The organism is Ruegeria sp. AU67 (assembly GCF_900312795.1).
GTDB classification, from domain to species: domain Bacteria; phylum Pseudomonadota; class Alphaproteobacteria; order Rhodobacterales; family Rhodobacteraceae; genus Ruegeria; species Ruegeria atlantica.
Genome location: NZ_OMPH01000026.1, coordinates 81,728 through 101,684, shown reverse-complemented (window position 1 = coordinate 101,684; position 19,957 = coordinate 81,728). Strand labels below are relative to the sequence as shown.

Annotated in this window: 15 protein-coding genes; 11 read left to right on the top strand and 4 right to left on the bottom strand. The window is 58.2% G+C overall.

Annotated elements, in window-relative coordinates; all coding sequences use genetic code 11:
• Position 1: 1 nt before the first annotated feature.
• From DK510_RS13470 to DK510_RS13460, 3 genes are all read right to left on the bottom strand, one after another.
• Positions 2-2,404, bottom strand: coding sequence for an FAD-dependent oxidoreductase (locus tag DK510_RS13470; protein WP_109312535.1), 2,403 nt, complete (start codon positions 2,402-2,404; stop codon positions 2-4).
• Between the two features lie 112 nt (positions 2,405-2,516).
• Positions 2,517-3,146: a glutathione S-transferase family protein gene (locus tag DK510_RS13465; protein WP_109312534.1), complete on the bottom strand. Its 630-nt coding sequence runs from the start codon at positions 3,144-3,146 to the stop codon at positions 2,517-2,519.
• 17 nt (positions 3,147-3,163) lie between these two features.
• Positions 3,164-3,661: a class I SAM-dependent methyltransferase gene (locus DK510_RS13460; protein ID WP_109312533.1), complete on the bottom strand. Its 498-nt coding sequence runs from the start codon at positions 3,659-3,661 to the stop codon at positions 3,164-3,166.
• Between the two features lie 233 nt (positions 3,662-3,894).
• Between DK510_RS13460 and DK510_RS13455 the strand changes: the two genes are divergently transcribed.
• The 5 genes from DK510_RS13455 to DK510_RS13435 are packed head-to-tail and all read left to right on the top strand — an operon-like array spanning position 3,895 to position 11,116.
• Complete coding sequence (locus DK510_RS13455; protein WP_109312532.1) at positions 3,895-5,667, top strand: ABC transporter ATP-binding protein; 1,773 nt, start codon at positions 3,895-3,897, stop codon at positions 5,665-5,667.
• Positions 5,660-7,570: an ABC transporter substrate-binding protein gene (locus DK510_RS13450; protein WP_109312531.1), complete on the top strand. Its 1,911-nt coding sequence runs from the start codon at positions 5,660-5,662 to the stop codon at positions 7,568-7,570. Before DK510_RS13455 ends, DK510_RS13450 begins: the two co-directional genes overlap by 8 nt.
• A 14-nt stretch (positions 7,571-7,584) precedes the next feature.
• Complete coding sequence (locus DK510_RS13445; RefSeq protein WP_108860926.1) at positions 7,585-8,613, top strand: ABC transporter permease; 1,029 nt, start codon at positions 7,585-7,587, stop codon at positions 8,611-8,613.
• Complete coding sequence (locus DK510_RS13440; protein WP_109312530.1) at positions 8,610-9,764, top strand: ABC transporter permease; 1,155 nt, start codon at positions 8,610-8,612, stop codon at positions 9,762-9,764. The genes DK510_RS13445 and DK510_RS13440 overlap by 4 nt, the downstream gene beginning before the upstream one ends.
• On the top strand, positions 9,761-11,116 hold the full coding sequence (locus DK510_RS13435; RefSeq protein ID WP_109312529.1) for a CoA transferase: 1,356 nt from the start codon (positions 9,761-9,763) through the stop codon (positions 11,114-11,116). Before DK510_RS13440 ends, DK510_RS13435 begins: the two co-directional genes overlap by 4 nt.
• A gap of 88 nt (positions 11,117-11,204) precedes the next feature.
• Here the strand turns inward: DK510_RS13435 and DK510_RS13430 are convergent, their stop codons facing one another.
• A complete protein-coding gene (locus tag DK510_RS13430; RefSeq protein ID WP_109312528.1) occupies positions 11,205-13,580 on the bottom strand; it encodes a mechanosensitive ion channel domain-containing protein in 2,376 nt (791 codons plus the stop codon).
• Positions 13,581-13,936: 356 nt separating this feature from the next.
• Between DK510_RS13430 and DK510_RS13425 the strand changes: the two genes are divergently transcribed.
• From DK510_RS13425 to DK510_RS13400, 6 genes are read left to right on the top strand one after another with little or no spacing between them, the layout of a single operon-like run.
• Positions 13,937-15,151, top strand: a complete 1,215-nt coding sequence (locus DK510_RS13425) for a glycosyltransferase family protein (RefSeq protein WP_109312527.1) — start codon at positions 13,937-13,939, stop codon at positions 15,149-15,151.
• A complete protein-coding gene (locus DK510_RS13420; RefSeq protein ID WP_109312526.1) occupies positions 15,148-16,395 on the top strand; it encodes a glycosyltransferase family 4 protein in 1,248 nt (415 codons plus the stop codon). Before DK510_RS13425 ends, DK510_RS13420 begins: the two co-directional genes overlap by 4 nt.
• Positions 16,395-17,471, top strand: a complete 1,077-nt coding sequence (locus tag DK510_RS13415; protein ID WP_109312525.1) for a glycosyltransferase family 4 protein — start codon at positions 16,395-16,397, stop codon at positions 17,469-17,471. Before DK510_RS13420 ends, DK510_RS13415 begins: the two co-directional genes overlap by 1 nt.
• A complete protein-coding gene (locus tag DK510_RS13410) occupies positions 17,468-18,052 on the top strand; it encodes a histidine phosphatase family protein (RefSeq protein WP_109312524.1) in 585 nt (194 codons plus the stop codon). The genes DK510_RS13415 and DK510_RS13410 overlap by 4 nt, the downstream gene beginning before the upstream one ends.
• Positions 18,049-19,191 carry a glycosyltransferase family protein gene (locus tag DK510_RS13405; RefSeq protein WP_109312523.1) on the top strand — a complete coding sequence of 381 codons (1,143 nt, stop codon included), beginning with the start codon at positions 18,049-18,051 and terminating at the stop codon, positions 19,189-19,191. Before DK510_RS13410 ends, DK510_RS13405 begins: the two co-directional genes overlap by 4 nt.
• On the top strand, positions 19,188-19,943 hold the full coding sequence (locus DK510_RS13400) for a polysaccharide deacetylase family protein (protein ID WP_109312522.1): 756 nt from the start codon (positions 19,188-19,190) through the stop codon (positions 19,941-19,943). Before DK510_RS13405 ends, DK510_RS13400 begins: the two co-directional genes overlap by 4 nt.
• Positions 19,944-19,957 lie beyond the last annotated feature (14 nt).

The following is a 19,957-nucleotide window of genomic DNA, read 5'->3' as shown; positions in this document are numbered from 1 at the left end:
CTTAGCCCCTCATCGCTTTGCCCTGCGGGTCGTAAGGTGAAGGCGCGACAACCCTCGCGGGCATCTCGACACCAACCACATGGACCGAAAGCTCTGTTCCGGGCGCGGCCTTGTCGCGATTGACCAGGGCCATTGCCAAAGACTTGCCGGTGTAGTGACCGTATCCGCCGGATGTCACAAAGCCGACACGCTCACCGCCAGCCCAAACGGGTTCATAACCGCTTGCATCCGCATCATCGGCGTCCACTTCCAGTGTCACCTGTATCTGCGCCGGACCGTTTCCGTCGCGCTCGGCCACAGCGGCCTCCTTGCCGACAAAATTCTTGTCCCAATCGATCCATCGATCCATGCCTGTCATTCCCGGCGTGTAAAGCTGCGTGAACTCTGCCGACCAGATGCCAAAACTCTTTTCAAGCCGCGTTGACAGCATCGCGTTGAAACCGCATTCGCGAATACCCTCATCCGCGCCAGCCTCCAACAGCATCCGCCGCAGTTTGATGTGATCGCCATAGCGGCAGTTGATCTCATACCCTTTCTCGCCGGTCACAGACATGCGGGCAACACGCGCGCGCACCAACCCGATGTCAAAATCTCTACAGCCCATGAATTTCAGACCCGAGATGTCCTGTTCAGCCAACTTTTCGACCACGGCTTGCGACTTGGGACCAACCACTGCAAACCCGCAATATTCCTCGCCCAGATCCTGTACATTAACGCCGTCAATCATGTGATCGTCAAACCAGCGCATGTGCCACGCCCGCAAGTAGTAGCTGCCCATGATCCACCAGGTTCCGTCGCCCCAGTTGAGCACCGTAAGATCTCCTTTGAGCCGCCCGTTCTCACCCAACATCGGCGCCAGCTTCGCCCGACCTGGCGCGGGCAGTTTTGAGGCCATGACTTTGTCCAGCCAAACCTCAGCATTCGGGCCACTCACCTCAAACCGTGAGAATCCCGAGATATCCATCAAGCCGACGCCTTCGCGGATTACCTTGCATTCGTCAGCTACGATATCGTGCGCATTCGACCGCTTGAGCGTCGGTGTTTCCTCGAACCCTTTCGGTGCAAAATACAGCGGCACTTCAAGATCCCAGCTGACGCCCCATTTGCAACCCGCATCCGTCATCGCGTCATGCGCTGGGGCCATTTTTAGCGGCCGCCCCGCGGGCAGTTGCTCGTTCGGGTAGGTCATTACAAAGCGGCGGGAATAAAACTGGCCCGTGGTTTCACGGATATACCGCTTGTTCTGCGCAAAATCGCCAAAGCGCGCCACGTCCATCGGCCAAGCATCCGCCTCGGGCTCGCCATGGATCATCCATTCAGCCAGCGTCTTGCCGACACCACCGCCCTGCAGAAAGCCTGCCATGACAGCACAGGCTGACCAATACCCGCGCTTGCCGGGAACCGGGCCGACCAGCGGGTTTCCGTCAGGCGCAAAGGTGAAAGCACCGTTTACCCATGTCTTGATGCCTACGTTCTGGATCGACGGATAGCGTTCAAAGCCAAGCGTCAGCTCATTCTCGATCCGGTCGAGCTGTTCCTGAAACAGCTCCTCACCATAATTCCATGGCGCACCGTCCATGGCCCAGTGTTCGTGATCGACTTCATAAATTCCGACCAGAACGCCTTTCTGATCTTGCCGCATATAGGTGAATCCTTCGAGGTCGACGGTCATCGGCATTTCGAATTCGGCTTCAGCGACCTCGGGGACTGTGTCGGTGATCAGGTAGTGGTGTTTCAGAGGAGACACCGGCAACTCCACCCCCGCCATACGCCCTACTTGCTTGGCCCAAAGGCCAGCGGCGTTAACCACGTGTTCACAAGTGATCGTGCCCTTGTCAGTGATGACCTGCCAGCCATCGTCGGTTTGGATCAGTTCTTCGACCTTGGTTTCTTCGTAATACTCTGCGCCCCTCTTTTTTGCCGCTGTCGCATAGGCCTGAACCGTGCCAGTCGTGTCGATATAGCCCTCGCGGTCCGCCCACATGGCCCCCAAAACGCCGTCGGTGGACATGATTGGGCAACGCCTTTGCGCCTCCTCCGGGCTCAGCAATTCGCAGTCATCAATGCCGATAGACTGGAAAATGCGATAATTCGCCTGCAACCACTCCCATCGCTCTGGCGTACCGGCCAATGTCAGACCACCGGTCATGTGCAACCCGATATTCTGACCAGACTCCTTTTCAATCTCGCTGAGCAGATCAATTGTATAGGCCTGTAGCGACGCCATGTTCGGATCGGCGTTTAGCGCGTGAATGCCCCCCGCTGCGTGCCAGGATGACCCCGAGGCCAGCCGCCGCCGTTCCAGCATAACCACATCTGTCCAGCCAAACTTGGCCAGATGATACAGAACCGAGGCGCCCACGACGCCGCCCCCGATGACCACAACGCGATACTGAGAATTCATCCTTCGCTCCCCTGCATGTCTCACGAGGGACGCTAGAGGCACTGTTCACATCTGTCTAGACATTTCTGTACAGTTCTGCGCCTACCAAGAAACCGCCTTGGTGCGGCAGTTTTCAAAGTTGTGCGCTGGGACGGGAAGCGATCTTATCAAACCACGCTAAAGTGGCTGTGTTTTCTTGCGGAATTCGCTTTTTGATCACGCGGGCAAAGTCAACGAAGACAAAGGTGGAAATGTCAGCCAGAGTGAAATCTGAACCTGCGATAAACGCGCTTTCGCTCAGTCGCTGTTCCAGAAGCGAAAAGAAATGGTCAACGCGCGTTGAACCGCGCTGCGCCAGTTCCGGGATTTGCGCGTGATTCACTGGGCCCGGAATTGCCCTGTCGGCAAAGGCTGGATGGGTATTGCGCAACGCCTCGGCTACGGGCATGCCGCCTTGCTGTTCGACAATGCTGTTCCACATCAGAACCTGCCCCTTTTCATCCGGAGTGCGGCCCATCAAAGGTGGCTCAGGAAACCGCGCCTCAAGATAGGCGGCGATCCCGAGATTCTCGGTTAGCGTGCTGCCCTCATCCGTCACCAACACGGGGACACTTGCGTTCGGGTTCACCGCGCGAAAGTCGTCGCTGAGTTGCTCGCCTTTGCCGATCGAGATTTCTCGGGTTTCGATATCCAAACCCTTTTCGGCAATGAACATGCGCGCGCGCCGCGGGTTGGGCGCCGTGGAACAATCATAAAAAAGCATCAGGTTCTCCCACCCTGTCAGCGGCGATAAATGAAACAGCGCCCCTCGACGGCCCCTTCAGGAAGGGAAACTTCGGTCAAGGTATCGAAATACATCCGGTCGCTGGACACCATCAAACCACCCTCGGCCAATAGCGGCTCAATCAGCGGTGAAACAAATCTGGCGAAGTCGTCGTTCTTTTTGCGGTTGTGGCCGCCCAGATCCGCGTGGATCAGACTGGCTGTGGCTCCGAACCGATCCACCGAGGCCGGTAGTGTTTCGCGCACATCCCCCAAAATCACCCGATCTTCGGGCGGCGTGGAATCCGGATGCGACGCCACGGCGCGCTCGAACACATAAACAGGTCGACCTGAGATATACTGCACCATGTGATGATAGGTGCGCCCATTGCCCAACCCCAGTTCGAACACTGGCCCAGGCATTCCTTTGGTTTCAGAGATGGCGAAATCCAGACAGGCCCGTTGGGACACCATACGGTCGATGAACAGATCCAGGCGGCTTTGGTTGTCGGGCACGGGGAAATCTCTCCTTGATATCAGTCAGCTCATGATTTGGGGCCGACACCACATGTGATGACAAATCCTCAAGGATTTGTGTAGGTAAATTGGCCTAAGTTTCACATTTTCGCGACAATTCGGCCCAAGAACGGGTTTGACTACACAGGCACAACCGCGCGAGACTAAGTCAAAAAACACAGGGAGTTGAATACGCCGATGTCGAACCACGGACGAACGGGTGGAAAACCCGCATGACTGCGTTGTTGTCCGTCAGAGACCTCAGCATCGGTTTTGGTGCGGGCGACTCAGTTGTCAAAGGTGTCAACTTTGATGTCGAGGCCGGGCAAACATTGGCTCTGGTTGGTGAATCCGGATCGGGAAAAACCATCTCGTGCCGGGCGGCCTTGCGCATTCTTCCACGTGCCGCGCAAATTCGCAGTGGAACGATTACCCTGAACGATTCGAAAGGCTTCGAGGATCTGACCAAGATCAGCGAGCGACAGATGCGTGACATTCGCGGCAATCGAATTTCGATGATTTTTCAGGAACCGATGCGATCGCTGTCCCCGTTGCACAAGATCGGCAATCAGGTCAGCGAGGTCTTGTGGCTGCATCGGAGCGCGTCCGAGGCGCAAGCTCGCAAAGAGGTCCTGACCCAATTCGAACGCGTGGGCTTTGCCGATCCGCAGCGCGCCTATGATTCTTACCCGTTCGAGTTGTCGGGCGGCATGCGCCAGCGCGCCATGATTGCGATGGCCATGGTTTCCAAGCCAGAACTGCTGATCGCGGACGAGCCGACGACCGCGTTGGACGTTACGACACAAGCGCAAGTGCTTGGTCTGATCAAAGAACTACAGCGCGAGACAGGAATGGCCCTGATCCTTGTGACGCACGATCTTGGTGTGGTTGCAAATATGGCAGAACAGGTCGTTGTCATGCACAAGGGTCGCGTGATGGAGGCAGGGGCAGCCGCCCCGATCCTAAGCGCCCCGGCGCACCCCTACACACAACAATTATTCAACGCGGCCCCTGCAATTCCCGACGAAGATTCGGTCGGGCTGCCTATGCCGGATGATGACCTCATTCTACAGATGAAGGGGGTGTCCAAGACCTACACTATGCGGTCCAGCAGGGGCTGGCAGGGGGACAAGCTGATCCATGCCTGCCGAGGTGTGGATCTGAAATTGGCCCGCGGCAAAACACTGGCAATCGTCGGCGAAAGTGGCTCGGGCAAAACAACGGCAGCGCGGATCGCCCTTGGCGCGGAACTGCCCGATCCGGGTGGCGAGGTTCTGTTTCGTACCGCTCCGGGCGAAGACCCGATCACTGTGCACCACATGAACCGCTCTCAGCGCACGGCCTTTCAACGAAAGGCGCAGATGGTGTTTCAGGACCCGTACAGCTCGCTCAGTCCGCGGATGCGCATTCAAGACGCGCTGACTGAGCCTTTGGAAATCCACTCCATTGGTTCGACCGCCGAACAGCGGGACAAAGCGGTCGAGATGCTGCAGCGTGTGGGACTGAATGGTGATATGCTCAAACGCTATCCACACGCCTTTTCCGGCGGACAACGGCAACGCCTGTCGATTGCGCGGGCAATGATGCTGGACCCTCAATTGATTGTCTGTGACGAGCCGACATCGGCACTGGATGTATCGGTTCAGGAACAGATCCTGACCTTGCTGGAAAACCTACAGGACCGGTTGAACCTGTCCTACCTGTTCATTTCTCACGACCTTGCGGTTGTGGCGCGCATTGCCGACGAAGTGGCCGTGATGCGCCGGGGTCTTGTCGTCGAACAGGCTCCGCCCGAGACGTTGTTTTACAACCCCCGACACCCTTACACCAAGGCGCTGATTGCCGCCCAACCAGAACCCGACATCAACCGGCCCATCGACCTTAAACTGGTTGCGTTGGGCGCTGGTTCACCAGACAGTTGGGATGACACCTTCCGATTTACGGACTCCGTGATACCCTCACTGGTAGAGATGGAGCCCGGCCATAAGGTACGATGCCATGTTTAAAACCACTCGCCCGCTTATTCTGGCTGCCACGTTGGCCGCCACTTTGGTCCTGCCCGCCACGGCAGGAACACCGACCCCTCAGGAAAGCGAATTCTGGAAAGCCGAGGTCAGCGCCGGGAACCTGCCGCCGGTCACAGAGCGCCTGCCAGCCGAACCTCTGATCGTGGATTTGGCAGCCAAAGGCCGCGAGTTTGGTGCCCCTGGCGGCACGCTTCGCACAATGGTGACCCGGTCAAAAGACATCCGCCAGATGGTCGTTTACGGGTATGCGCGATTGGTTGGGTTTGACGAAAACTACGAAATCGTCCCTGATCTGCTGGAGTCCTATGAAAACGAAGGTAATCGAAAGTTCACACTGCATCTGCGTGACGGGCACAAGTGGTCCGATGGATCACCGTTCACATCCGAAGACTTTCGTTATTGGTGGGAAGACGTTGCCAACAATGAAATGCTCAGCCCGTCTGGCCCACCTGATTTCCTGATTGTTGAAGGAAAAACGCCAACCGTGACCTACCCGGATGAGACAACTATTGTCTTTGAGTGGGAAGACCCAAATCCAGATTTTCTGCAATCGCTGGCCCAAGCGCGCCCGCCGTTCATCTACCGGCCGTCTGAATTCCTCAAACAGTATCACGAGAAATTCGCAGATGCCGAAGACCTCGCCTTTCAGGTCGAAGACGCGCGGGTTAAAAGCTGGGCGGCGCTGCACAACAAGCTGGATAACCTCTACAAGTTCGACAACCACGAATTGCCGACGCTGCAGCCTTGGCTGAATGCAAGTTCGGGCAAGAAGATCCGCCACAATTTCGTTCGCAACCCATATTACCACCGCATCGATTCCAACGGCGTTCAGTTGCCCTATATCGATGTCGTCGAGATGGAAATCGTCGCCGCAGGCTTGGTTGCGGCCAAGACCAATGCTGGCGAAACTGATCTGCAGGGGCGCGGTCTGGCATTTCGCGATGCATCTATCCTGAAAAAGGGCGAAGCCGGCGGGGACTACAAAACTCTGCTGTGGAAGACCGGTGTCGCATCGCAAATCGCGATCTACCCGAACCTGAACTACTCGGATGAAGTTTGGCGCGACGTTCTGCGCGATGTTCGTGTTCGCCGGGCGCTGTCCCTGGCCATCGACCGCAAAACCATCAATCAAGCGCTCTATTTCAAACTGGCCCATCCCGGTGCGATGTCCGTTTTACCCGCGTCTCCGTTCTATGACGAGGAAAACGCAAAAGCCTGGGCGCAGTATGACGTTCAGATGGCCAACGCCCTCCTGGACGAAGCTGGCCTGGCCGAGCGCGATAAAAACGGCATTCGCCTGCTGCCGGATGGGCGCCCGATGGAACTGATCATCGAAACCGCAGGAGAGCGGCAAGAGGTTGAGAACGCGCTTCAGATCGTCACCGATACATGGCGTGAAATTGGTGTGGACCTGATCATGCGCCCACTGGACCGGGACATTTTGCGCAACCGCGTTTTTGCTGGCAACACCATGGCCTCAGTTTGGTTCGGTTGGGATGACGGTATCCCGCAGGCGCACACTTCCCCTGCTTATTTGGCACCTACGGATCAGGTGTTTCTGGCCTGGCCCAAATGGGGACAATTTTACCAAACCGGCGGCGATGTTGGTGAAGCGCCTGACATGCCTGAGGCTGAACGTCTAATGCAGCTGGCCCATGATTGGGAGGTTGCTACCACCGACGAAGAGCGTTCGGCAGTCTGGTCAGAAATGCTGAGCATCCACGCTGATCAGCTTTTCGCCATCGGAATTCTGAACGGCGCACCGCAGCCCATCGTAGTGTCCAACCGTCTGCGCAACGTGCCCGAGCAAGGCATGTGGGCGTGGGAGCCCGGCGCACATTTTGGCATTCACCGCCCCGACGAATTCTTTTTCGCCGACTAATCAGGAGCAGCTAAATGGTAATGCTGCGCTATGCGGTGTATCGCTTTTTCACGATGCTGCTGACTTTGCTGGTGGTGTCGGTTCTGATCTTCGTGATCATCAACCTGCCACCCGGCGATTATCTGAGCAATCAGATCGCGGAATTGCAGGCCTCGGGCCAATCTGCCGGGGTCGCCAAGGCTGAATTCCTGCGCGCGGAATACGCCCTGGATCGCCCTATATGGGAACAGTACCTAGTCTGGATGGGCTTCTGGCCCGGACCGCACGGGTTTGAGGGCCTTCTTCAGGGCAATTACGGCTGGTCTTTTGAATTCGACCGCCCCGTGGCCGAGATCGTCGGCGATACCCTATGGCTGACTGTTGTGGTCAACCTGGCCGCTATCCTATTCGTTTATGCCGTTGCCCTACCGCTGGGCGTCCTCGCCGCAGCAAAATCGCGAACCTGGATTGACTATACGTCGGCCTTTGTTGGCTATCTTGGTTTGGCGACGCCCAACTTCCTGCTGGCACTGATCCTGTTCTATTACGGACACCGCTACTTCAACCTGCCCATCGGCGGCCTGATGGACCCATCCTTCGAAGGTCAGCCGATGAGCTGGGAAAAGCTGAAGTCCATTCTTGTCCACCTAATCGTACCGACTTTCGTCATTGGCACATCTGGCGCCTCTGCCATGATGCAGCGTCTGCGTGCGAACATGCTGGATGAACTGGGCAAACCTTATGTGGAAACGGCCATTGCCAAGGGTATGGCACCATCGCGAATGCTGACAAAGTACCCGCTGCGCGTGGCGTTCAACCCATTTGTTGCAGATATCGGGAACTTGCTGCCGTCGATGGTATCCGGATCGGTACTGGTCTCAGTCGTGCTTGGTCTGCAAACCATCGGCCCGACCTTGCTGACCGCACTCAAGACCCAGGACCAATTTCTGTCTGCCTTCATTCTGATGTTCGTGGCCTTGCTGACCCTGATCGGCACCATGATCTCTGATATCTTGCTGGTCATGCTGGACCCGCGCATTCGGTACGAGGGGCGTGAAGCGTGACCAAACACACCGACGGTCGCTTTGTCGACGATGCACCTTTCGACGCAGATGCCGCCCTGCAACAGTTAGAGCGCGCAGATCTGGACGCACCCAACTGGGTTCTGGTCTGGCGCAAGTTCAAAACCCATAAGCTGGGCTTGATTTCAGGCGTTTTCCTACTGTTCTGCTACCTGATGCTGCCCTTCGCTGGATTCATCGCCCCCTATGGCCCGAATGAACGAAACGGCGAACACCTTTACGCCCCACCGCAAAGCATCAATTGGTTCCACGATGGCTCCTTCATTGGCCCGTATGTCTATCCGATCGTGGCCGAAGCTGATCTTGAGACCTTTCAATGGAAATTTGTGCCCGACACGGAAGACCCTCGCCCGATCCGCTTTTTCTGCGAGGGGACCGAGTACAGGCTTGCAGGTCTTATAAAATCAGACACCCACCTGTTCTGCGCGCCAGAGGGCGCAACGCTGTTCCTATGGGGATCCGATCGTCTGGGCCGCGATGTGTTCAGCCGCATTCTATATGGCGCGCAGCTGTCGCTAACTGTCGGCCTGATCGGCATTTCGGTTTCGTTCACCCTTGGCATCTTTTTTGGATCAATCGCCGGGTATTTCGGCGGCAAAATCGATTGGGTCATCAACCGCGTGATCGAGGTCTTGCGCTCGCTACCTGAACTGCCGCTCTGGCTTGCCCTATCGGCGGCGGTGCCCTCAAACTGGAGCCCGGTTGCTGTTTTCTTCATCATCTCGATCATCCTCGGGATTCTCGATTGGCCCGGCCTCGCCCGTTCGGTACGCGCGAAATTCCTGTCCCTAAGGGAAGAGGAATACGTCCGCGCCGCCGAGATGATGGGCGCAAGCTCGGGTCGTGTCATTCGCAAGCACCTGCTGCCGAACTTCATGTCTCACCTGATCGCCTCGGCCACATTGTCGATACCGGCCATGATCCTCGGGGAAACCGCGCTCAGCTTCCTGGGCCTTGGCTTGCGGGCCCCGGCCGTCAGCTGGGGTGTAATGCTGAACGACGCGCAGAACCTGGCCTCGATCGAGATCTACCCCTGGACGGCAATCCCGATGCTGCCGATCATTGTTATTGTGCTGGCCTTCAATTTCCTGGGTGACGGGCTGCGTGACAGTCTGGATCCATACCAGCAATGAGCTTGATTTCAGCCCTTCCTGCAACCGACGGATACCGCAAAACGGGCACCGGGGCTTGGTCCAGCGTCTACGCGGTATCTGAACTGGCGACAGCAACCTTTGGCGCGGTGGGTCAGGAACTGGCTCGTCTGATGACGGCGCTGAACCTGTCGCCCAGTGCGCCGGATGTGTCTGTGGATCACCGGCTGGCCTCGCTTTGGTATCAATATTCCTTCAAGCCCAATGGTTGGGAGATGCCTAGTCTCTGGGATGCGGTCGCGGGGGATTACCAAACTGCGGATGGTTGGATCAGGCTGCACACCAACCTGCCCCGCCACCGGGCGGCGGCACTAAATGTTCTTGAAGTCAAAGCAGATCGGGACGCGGTCTCTCAGGCGGTCCGGCGATGGTCCGCCAGCGAGCTGGAATCGGCAATCGTGGCCCAGGGTGGCGTTTCCGCAGCCATGCGCAGCCGAGCAGTGTGGTTAGAGCATCCGCAAGGTCGGGCCGTGTCCCGCGATCCACTGATCGGTTGGCATAGCCCGCGACAGATCAAACTACGAGATCGATCCGAGGCCACGGCTGAGCGCCCTTTGGCAGGGCTGCGCGTCCTCGACCTGACGCGCGTGCTGGCTGGGCCGGTTTCAACGCGAACCCTCGCCGGTTTTGGTGCTGACGTTCTGCGTGTCGACCCGCCCGGTTGGGACGAGCCCGGTGTCATACCCGACATCTCTTTGGGTAAATCCTGCACTTACCTCGATCTGAAATCGCCGTCAGGTTTGGAAAAGCTACAAGAGTTATTTTCTCAGGCCGATGTGTTCGTCCACGGGTATCGCCCCGGTGCTTTGGATGCGCTCGGCCTGACCAGGGCCAAGCGCGATGAATTGGCCCCAAACCGGGTCGAAGTCACATTGGACGCTTATGGCTGGCAAGGCCCATGGGCCGCGCGGCGCGGGTTCGACAGCCTCGTTCAGATGAGCGCGGGTATAGCGGATGCAGGCCGTGACTGGGCAAATGCGGATAAACCAACACCATTGCCGGTTCAGGCGCTGGATCATGCAACCGGCTATCTGATGGCCGCCGCTGTGCTATCCGCCTTGGCCGAGGCCACCTCGGGGAATGCGATCATGCTGGGCCAGCTTTCTCTCGCGCGCACGGCCGAGTTGTTGGCCATTCTCGGCAAGTCCGACACGAAAGAGGTCATCACCGGTGCCAGTCCGTCAGACTACAGCCAAGCTCTCGAAGAATCTGGCTGGGGCACCGGTCACCGCCTGAAACCTGCTCTGACGGTGGGCGCCGCCAAGATGTTCTGGGACAAGCCTGCACCTAAACTAGGCACGTCGGCTCCGGTCTGGCCCACGGCCATCACCTGAGCCAACCGCCGCGCGGTACGCGCGGCCCGGCCCAACGCTTTGGGTCACGTCTCGCCAGAGACGTTACCCAAAGGGGCGGGAGACCCCCTCAGCGATCATCTCCACCCGGGCCGATATCGTCCAAATAGTCCTCGTCAATCGCAGCCTGCACAGCACCAGTGACAGCCTCTCGCTGCTTCGGTGTCAGATCTTCCGGCTCCTTGCCCTCGGCCAACCGTACCGTGACTTCACGGTGCGCGAACTTGATGCCTTCGCGGGCGAACAATTCCCGGATGTCCTGATAGACTTTCTTGCGCACCAGCCATTGATCGCCCGGCTTGGTCATGAACTTGACCCGAATGATCATCGCAGAGTCCTGCATTTCGATCACGCCCTGCGACTTCAGCGGTTGGATAAAGTTGTCGCCAATCACCGGATCATTCAGCAACTGTTGACCCAACTTCTTGATCAGCTTGCGCACCTTCTCGACATCGGTGTCATACGTCACCCGTAACGGCAGTTTCATGATCACCCAGTCGCGGGAATAGTTGGTTAGAACCTTGATCTCACCAAAGGGGATGGTGTTCAGCGCGCCGAGATGGTGACGCAGTTGGAACGACCGGACCGAGATCTTTTCTACCGTTCCCTTAACGTCGCCGATGTCGATGTATTCGCCCTTGCGGAACGCGTCATCCATCAGGAAGAACGCCCCCGAAAAGATATCGCGGACCAATGTCTGCGATCCAAAGCCCACGGCCAGGCCCACGACACCAGCACCCGCGAATAGCGGACTGACATTGATACCCAATTCCATCAGGGCAATCAGCGCTATGGTCACAACAACTACGGCCAGAATGGCCCCGCGGAACAAAGGCAACAATGTTGCAAGGCGGCTTTGCCCACCTTCTCCGCCTTCATCGCCCAGCTCAGCCTCACCACCGCCGTCGTCAATCTCCTGCGCGATCTTCGAGTCGATCCCGATGCGGAAAAAATGGAACAGGATATAGCCCATGAAGAGGATCACCATCACATCCAGCGCCCGCTCGATCGGCAAGTCCTCGCTCCAGCTGGCATCCGGATTCCAGATGACCACCAGCGCATATAGACCGACAACAAAAGCCAGAATACCGGCAACCCGCCGCGCCAGATCTTCGTAGGTCAGGATCGAGTGCTTGCGCATCTCGGCCTGCGGCGTTTCGATCGCTTCAACCTCGGCATCCGCCTCATCACCATCGGCATTCATCGCGTCCAGCTGGTTGTTGCGATTGAAATACCGTTCCAGAAGATAATTCATGGCCCCATAGGCAACCACGACCGACATGAAGATGGCATAGCTGCTGGCTACGATCGGGATCGAGTTTTGATTTTCCAGCACCAGGTCGACGGCCAGTTTGAACCAGCTGAACACCATGTACAGGATCAGCACCGGCGCCCATGCGAACGAGATCAGGCGCAGAATCCACGACACCTGATCCGGAGTTCGCCCGCCGCGAATAGCGTTCGAAATGGCGCGGGCATTGAACAGGATCATCAGGACATTGCCGATCGCGCCAAACATGGTCAGGCCGCCGTAGACCAAGGCGTAGACGTTATAGTTCAGCCCAAAATCAGCTACCCAAGTGGCAAAAAGCACCACGGTAATGTCGTAGGTCGCCAGCGCCGAAGCCCAAATGTACAGGCGTTTGGCGTCACGATCCGAGAAAGGTGGCAAGCGATATTGGCTCAGATACGGGGATAGAACCATGCGCCACAGATCAGACACGGTACGCGACAGGAAGAAGGCGGTAAAAATTGCTGTGACCGTGAACTGGATCGAGATGTCCTCAGCCTCGCCGAAAAACACAAAACCGACGATAAGCGCCATCACCATGGCAAAAATCGTGGCGCCTATCCCCATAAGGAACCGGAACACCAAAAACGGCATCTTCTCGCGATAGCCTTGTGGATCTTCCTTGGATCGCGCGACGACGATTCGCTTTGCGATACGCTTGCCGTAGATTTCAATCGACAACCATCGTCCGATCAAAAGGAAGAGAACATTCCAGAACAAGACCTCGACATAGGTCTGTATTCGGCCATCCGGGCTGGTCTGACGCAGGATGTATTGCACCTCGAAGATCGAATAAGGCAGCGCCTGAAGCCGTGAGTTCATCGAGTCGCGAAATCTGGAAAACCGCTCCTGCGCTTTCATAAGCTGCGAACCGTCGCCCATCGGATCCCCGGGTGCAGCCTCGGGGGTGACACTGTTTTGCTGGCCGGAAGACACGATTTGCCCGGCGCTGTCGATGACGATCACACTGGCCCCAGCTTCGGTCGCGGAGCGGATCGCCGTAGCCAGATCGCTGTCGCTGGCTGTTTCCGAGCTGCTGCCCCCGGCTGAGGGATACCCCGGTATGAGAGAGGTCTGCGCAACTGCACCGGTGACCAGCGCCAGAGTAAGGGACCAGATTACAAACGTTAATCCAGCCAGCAATGTTCGTGTCATCGGATATTTTTCCAGTTCGCCATTCGTAACACAGGTTATCGAAGCCCGGTGGCGGGTTCAAATATTCAACCCCCGCAGCCTCAACATCGTATCAAGCCGTGTTCCCCGCACCATGCTATGAACAGAAGTGTTTGCAACCCGGAAAAAACTGAATATGACCAACCTGACGCTGTCATCATGACGGATGGGCAGGAAATTTGATATAGAACAGGGCGCAGATGCGAAACCCACGGCTAAAATCGAAACAAGCCGGTAACGACTGGTGGGATCAGTGATTTTGCACGCGGCAAAAAAAATATATACGATACGGGTGCAAGCGCGCGGAGTTGCACCAGAACACTGAATTGGGCAAAGGCATGAGCCTAGGAAGACAAAACGATACAACCGGCCGTGCGCCGCGCATATTGTTCTACAGCCACGATACGTTCGGGTTGGGCCACCTGCGCCGATCCCGTGCACTGGCTGGTGCGATGACGCAGGCTGACCCATCGGCATCGGCGCTGATCCTGACCGGGTCACCCGTGGCCGGGCGGTTCACCTTTCCGCGTCGCGTCGACCACGTGCGTTTGCCAGGTGTGACCAAACGCGCCGATGGATCTTATGCATCCCAGACAATTGGAATGGGCATCGAGGAAGTGACTGAGTTGCGGGCGGGTCTGATCCAGACGGCGGTTCAGCAATTCGATCCTGACGTCCTTATCGTCGACAAGGAACCAACCGGTTTCCGCAGCGAGCTGTTGCCCACCCTGGAAAATTTGCTGCGGTCCCGCCGCACCAAAATGGTCCTGGGCCTGCGTGACGTTTTGGATGAACCCGAAGTGTTGGCCGCCGAGTGGGAGCGGAAAGAAGCCATTGCAGCAACCGAAAGGTTCTACGACGAAATCTGGGTGTACGGGCTGCGCTCGATCTATGATCCGACCGAGGGTCTGCCGCTCAGCCCTGCCACGCAGTCGCGCATCCATTGGACTGGTTATTTGCGCCGTGATCTTGGGCCGATAGGCGATCCGCCGGAACAACCTTACATCCTGATAACGCCGGGCGGCGGCGGTGACGGCAAAGCCATGGTGAACCAGGTTTTGTGCGCCTATGAAAAAGATCCCAACCTGTCACCGCGCGCTGTCCTTGTCTACGGCCCCTTCCTGTCGGGCGAGCTGCGCGACGATTTCGAAACCCGCGTTGCTGCGCTGAATGGTCGGGTCACGGCTGTTGGCTTTGAATCGCAGATCGAAACGCTGTTTGCCGGCGCTGCAGGTGTGGTCTGCATGGGCGGTTACAATACGTTCTGCGAGGTGCTCTCGTTCGACAAACGCGCCGTCATCGTTCCACGCACGACACCGCGGCTGGAACAGTGGATCCGCGCCTCACGCGCCGAAGGTCTGGGACTTGTCAGAATGCTGGACGAAAACCGTGACGGGTTAACGGCGGACGCGATGATTGAGGCTATTCGCAATCTGCCCGATCAGCCCTTGCCTTCTCAGGCAATCCGCGACGGCCTGCTGGATGGTCTGGACTATGTCACAAGCCGCGTGGACGCGCTGCTTGGTGGGGAACGGGAACGAGCCACCGGATGACTTCAGGAAAACCCAAGCTCGCGGTGCTGGTCAAAGGATGGCCGCGCCTTTCCGAGACGTTTATCGCACAGGAACTGGTCGCCTTGCAGGACGCAGGCCACAGCTTTGACATCTGGTCCCTGCGCCACCCGACCGACATCAAACGCCACCCGCTGCATGAGCGGTTTAAGGGGCAGGTCCACTACCTGCCCGAGTACCTGTGCGAAGAACCTGATCGCGTCTGGGCCGCGCGCCACATCGCGCAGACCCTGCCCGGCTATACCGAGGCTTATAAGGTCTGGCGCTCTGATCTGCGGCGCGACCCGACACAGAACCGCATCCGGCGTTTCGGGCAGGCCTGTGTTCTGGCCGCCGAGTTGCCCGGGGAAACGCAGGTGATGTATGCGCATTTCATGCACACGCCGTCGTCGGTCGCACGCTACGCCGCCATCATGCGCGGCCTGCCCTGGAGCTTTTCGGCACACGCCAAAGACATCTGGACGTCACCCGATTGGGAGAAAGCCGAAAAACTGCAGGCCAGCACGCATGGGGCCGCTTTTGGCGCAACCTGTACTGCCATTGGGGCGGAACACTTGCGCAGTTTGGCCGATGATCCGGCGCGGGTCGATCTGATCTATCATGGCTTGGACCTGAACCGTTTTCCCGACCCACCGACCCGCGCAGCTCGGGCACCGGATGGGCGGTTTCACATGCTCTCAGTCGGTCGTCTGGTCGAGAAAAAGGGCTTTGATCGCCTGATCGATGCGTTCGCCACGCTACCCAATTCGCTGGACTGGCACTGGACACATATTGGTGGCGGTGCGCTTGGTGATGCGCTGCGCGAACGGGCTGAGGCCCAAGGTATCGCGGACCGGATCACCTGGAAGGGCGCCTGTGACCAGCCCGAAGTGATCGAGGCGATGCGCGGCTCTGATCTGTTCGTGTTGCCCAGCCGGATCGCGGCTGACGGAGATCGCGACGGGTTGCCAAATGTTCTGATGGAGGCTGCGTCTCAACTGTTGCCGATCCTGTCGACACCGGTTTCCGCCATTCCGGAATTCATAAAAACCGGAACGCATGGCGTTTTGTCCGACGACAACCCGTCCGCACTTGCCAGCGCGATCACCGAAATGGCCGCCGCTCCAGAGCGTACTGCATCTATGGCCAACGCTGCCTATTCCCGCCTGATTGCCGAGTTCCGCATGGACCCCGGCATTGCCCTGTTGTCCAAACGGCTCAGCGCATTGGGCGCGGGCAAAGACTGATGGCCCGCGTCGCCTTTTTCTCACCGATGAAATCTCCGGACAGCCCGGTGCCATCGGGTGACAGGGAAATGGCGCGCAATCTGATCAGGGCGATCGGGGCGCAGGGCGACGAGGTCGATCTCGTATCGGACTTGCGCATTTACGACAAAACGGGCGATCCGGCGGTTCAACAACGTCTCTGTTCTGACGCCGATGCCGAAGCCCGGCGACTGATCGCGGACATGACCCACGACACGGATTTGTGGGTGACGTATCACAACTACTACAAGGCCCCCGATCTGCTGGGCCCTAAAGTGTGCGCCGCTCGGGGCATCCCCTATGTGCAATTGGAAAGTACCCGTGCGACCAGCAGGTTACGCGACCCATGGTCCGGCTTTGCGCAAGCCGCACATGATGCCTGCGACGCGGCGAACGTCATTTTTTACCACACGGCCAACGATCTAATCACGCTGGAACGTGAAAAATTCGAGGATCAGCGTCTGGTCGAATTGCCGCCCTTTTTGCCAATCTCGAGCCTGCCGCCCGCTTCCTCATGTGACGGGCCGATGCTGACGGTGGGAATGATGCGGCATGGTGACAAACTGGCGTCGTACCAACTGCTGGCGCAGGCGCTGTCGCATTTGAACGGGGATTGGGCTTTGGATATTGCAGGGGATGGACCTGCGCGGGCTGAGATCGAAGACCTTATGACACCGTTTGGCTCCAAGGTCCGGTTTCTGGGGCAACTGGATCGTGACGCCCTGCAAAACTTATACGCAAATGCGTCCATCTTGGTGTGGCCCGGCGTGAATGAGGCATTTGGCATGATTTACCTTGAGGCTCAGGCCAGCGGAGTTCCGGTTGTTGCGCAGAACAGGCCCGGTGTCCGCGATGTTCTGGCGCCGGCCGACTACCCCGAGGTCGAAGCAGGACCCGAAGCGCTTGCCGCCAGGCTACAGACGCTGCTTGGAGACCCTGCCCTGCGCCGTTCGCTTGGTACGACAGCCCGGGAATACGTGTCCAACCGCCACCTGATGCCCGCAGCAACCGAACGGTTCTGGCAGGCTGCGCGGCCTTTGATCGGAGGCACCGCATGAGCCAACTTGCTCTTTTGCGCCACGGCCACACCCATTGGAACCGCGCTGGCCGTATTCAGGGCCGCAGTGACATTCCGCTGGACGATGACGCGCGCACCGAACTGGCCGGATATGAATTGCCCGAGCCGTGGAACAAGGCAGCGCTCTGGTCCAGCCCCCTGCAGCGCGCCAGCGAAACCGCCGCATTGGTCGCGGGGCGGGAGCCTATGGTGTCTGAAGCCCTGACCGAGATGAACTGGGGCGATTGGGAGGGCAAGCGCGGCGTTGACCTGATTGCAGACGCAGACAGCGGATATCGCCATATCGAGGATTGGGGCTGGAACTATTGCCCGCCGAACGGCGAAAGCCCGGCGGAAGTCCGGGCGCGATTGCAACCCTGGCTGGACGGATTGCAGGGCGACACCGTCGCCGTGTGTCACATCGGGATCATGCGCGTCATTCTGGCCTCGGCCTGGGGATGGGACTTTGCCGGCACCGCCCCGTTCAAGATCAAACGCAACCGCCTTTATGTCATTGATCTGGATAATTTTCAGCCGCAACCCGAACCGGTTCGCCTGTTGCGACAAGGCCCCCGCGAATGAAGGTCATGATTGTTGTCACCCACCTGTTGGGCACCGGGCACCTGAGCCGCGCGTTGACGCTGGGCCGGGCCTTTGTCGCGGATGGGCATGATACCTTTGTGGTCTCTGGTGGGATGCCTGCTCCTCAATTGGACACGACCGGAATGACGTTGTTGGGACTGCCCCCTTTGCGCTCGGATGGCACTGATTTCACCCGTCTTTTGACACAAGCCGGAACGGTAGCGGATGGGGGGTATTTCGCGGCGCGCAAGACTGCTCTGGTTGAAGCAATTCGCAGCTTTGCACCGGATGTTCTGATCACCGAGCTTTATCCGTTTGGCCGCCGGTCCCTGGCAGGTGAGTTTTCAGCCGCGCTGGAGGCCGCCCGTGACATACGCCCGCGCCCGATAATTCTGGGATCGATCCGGGACATTCTGGCACCGCCGTCAAAACCCTCAAAGGCAGAGCGGGCGGAGCAGATTATTGCAGAGCATTACGACGGCATCCTTGTCCATTCGGACCAGAGCGTTGTGCCGTTGAACGTCAGTTGGCCTGTGTCCGAGCAGCTGGAGGGTCGCCTGTTTTACACGGGTTTCGTGGCTCCACTAGCCCCAACACCGCACGAGGATGCAACCGGCAAAGGCGAAGTGCTTGTCAGCGCAGGCGGCGGTTCGGTTGGGCAACCGATCTTTCACGCGGCCATCGAGGCCGCCCGAAAGATGTCCAACAGGCACTGGCGCCTGTTGGTCGGCGGACAGGATGCAAAGGCACGCATTACCGAATTGCGGAAGCAAGTGGCGGATGCCCCTGTCACTTTGGAACAAGTGCGGCCCGATTTTCGCCAGATGCTGCCCCACGTGGCGGCTTCGGTCAGCATGTGCGGCTACAATACAGCATTGGATATTCTGCAAGCAGGAACCCCTGCCGTGTTCATTCCATTTGATGATGGCAATGAGGTCGAGCAGAGCCTCCGCGCCCGCACCCTTGCGGAAATGCCCGCCATAGATGTCATCCCAAGCAAAGAATTGAACGGAGATCTACTGGCCCAGGCCGTGGGCCGCGTGATTTCATCGGAAACTCGTCCGGTCTCAGATCAGGGGTTCGATGGCGCAGCGCAATCCGTACGCATCGCCAAGGGTCTTTTGGAGCGCCGCGGATGAGTGTTGACTGGCGCAGTTTGACGGATGAGCTGGATATCTGGCTTCAACAAGGACTGTCACTGCCTTTGTGGTGGCGCGACGATGATGCGGTTTCCACAACGCCGCAGCTTGATCGCTTGACCGCGATGTCAGACCACCTTGGGGTGCCCGTTCATCTGGCGATCATCCCTCGCGATGCCCAAGATCTGCTGATCGAATATGTAACTTCCCGTCCAAACCTAATCCCGGTCGTGCACGGTTGGGCCCATCAGAACCACGCACCACCGGATGAAAAGAAATCCGAGTTCCGCCTGCACCGGCCCATGGACGATATTACTGGGGATATCGGTTCAGGGATATCGCGGCTGCGCACCCTGTTTGCAGATCGATTGTGCCCGATGTTCGTGCCGCCATGGAACCGCATAGCGCCAGAGGTGGTGCAGGAATTGCCCGCAGCGGGGTATCGCATCTTATCGACCGCCACGCCACGGTCCAGCCGGCAGGCAGCGCCTGGATTGGCCCAGATCAACACGCATCTGGATCCAATCGACTGGCGCGGATCACGCAGGCTGGCCGACCCGGACATGTTGATCGCGAAAACCACTCAGCTGCTGCAAGATCGCCGCGAGGGTCGCGCAGACAACGCCGAACCCTTTGGCATCTTGACCCACCATCTGGTTCATGATGAGGACATCTGGGCCTTTACCCACGACCTGCTGAACCGGCTGCTGAACGGTCCGGGCTTTGTCTGGTCAGCCCCCCAAACCGATTGAAAACGGAGATCTGA

Coding starts and splice junctions, on each gene's coding strand:
- DK510_RS13470 (WP_109312535.1), bottom strand. CDS start 2,404: ATGAATTCTCAGTATCGCGTTGTGGTCATCGGGGGCGGCGTCGTGGGC.
- DK510_RS13465 (WP_109312534.1), bottom strand. CDS start 3,146: ATGCTTTTTTATGATTGTTCCACGGCGCCCAACCCGCGGCGCGCGCGC.
- DK510_RS13455 (WP_109312532.1), top strand. CDS start 3,895: ATGACTGCGTTGTTGTCCGTCAGAGACCTCAGCATCGGTTTTGGTGCG.
- DK510_RS13450 (WP_109312531.1), top strand. CDS start 5,660: ATGTTTAAAACCACTCGCCCGCTTATTCTGGCTGCCACGTTGGCCGCC.
- DK510_RS13445 (WP_108860926.1), top strand. CDS start 7,585: ATGGTAATGCTGCGCTATGCGGTGTATCGCTTTTTCACGATGCTGCTG.
- DK510_RS13435 (WP_109312529.1), top strand. CDS start 9,761: ATGAGCTTGATTTCAGCCCTTCCTGCAACCGACGGATACCGCAAAACG.
- DK510_RS13430 (WP_109312528.1), bottom strand. CDS start 13,580: ATGACACGAACATTGCTGGCTGGATTAACGTTTGTAATCTGGTCCCTT.
- DK510_RS13425 (WP_109312527.1), top strand. CDS start 13,937: ATGAGCCTAGGAAGACAAAACGATACAACCGGCCGTGCGCCGCGCATA.
- DK510_RS13420 (WP_109312526.1), top strand. CDS start 15,148: ATGACTTCAGGAAAACCCAAGCTCGCGGTGCTGGTCAAAGGATGGCCG.
- DK510_RS13415 (WP_109312525.1), top strand. CDS start 16,395: ATGGCCCGCGTCGCCTTTTTCTCACCGATGAAATCTCCGGACAGCCCG.
- DK510_RS13410 (WP_109312524.1), top strand. CDS start 17,468: ATGAGCCAACTTGCTCTTTTGCGCCACGGCCACACCCATTGGAACCGC.
- DK510_RS13405 (WP_109312523.1), top strand. CDS start 18,049: ATGAAGGTCATGATTGTTGTCACCCACCTGTTGGGCACCGGGCACCTG.
- DK510_RS13400 (WP_109312522.1), top strand. CDS start 19,188: ATGAGTGTTGACTGGCGCAGTTTGACGGATGAGCTGGATATCTGGCTT.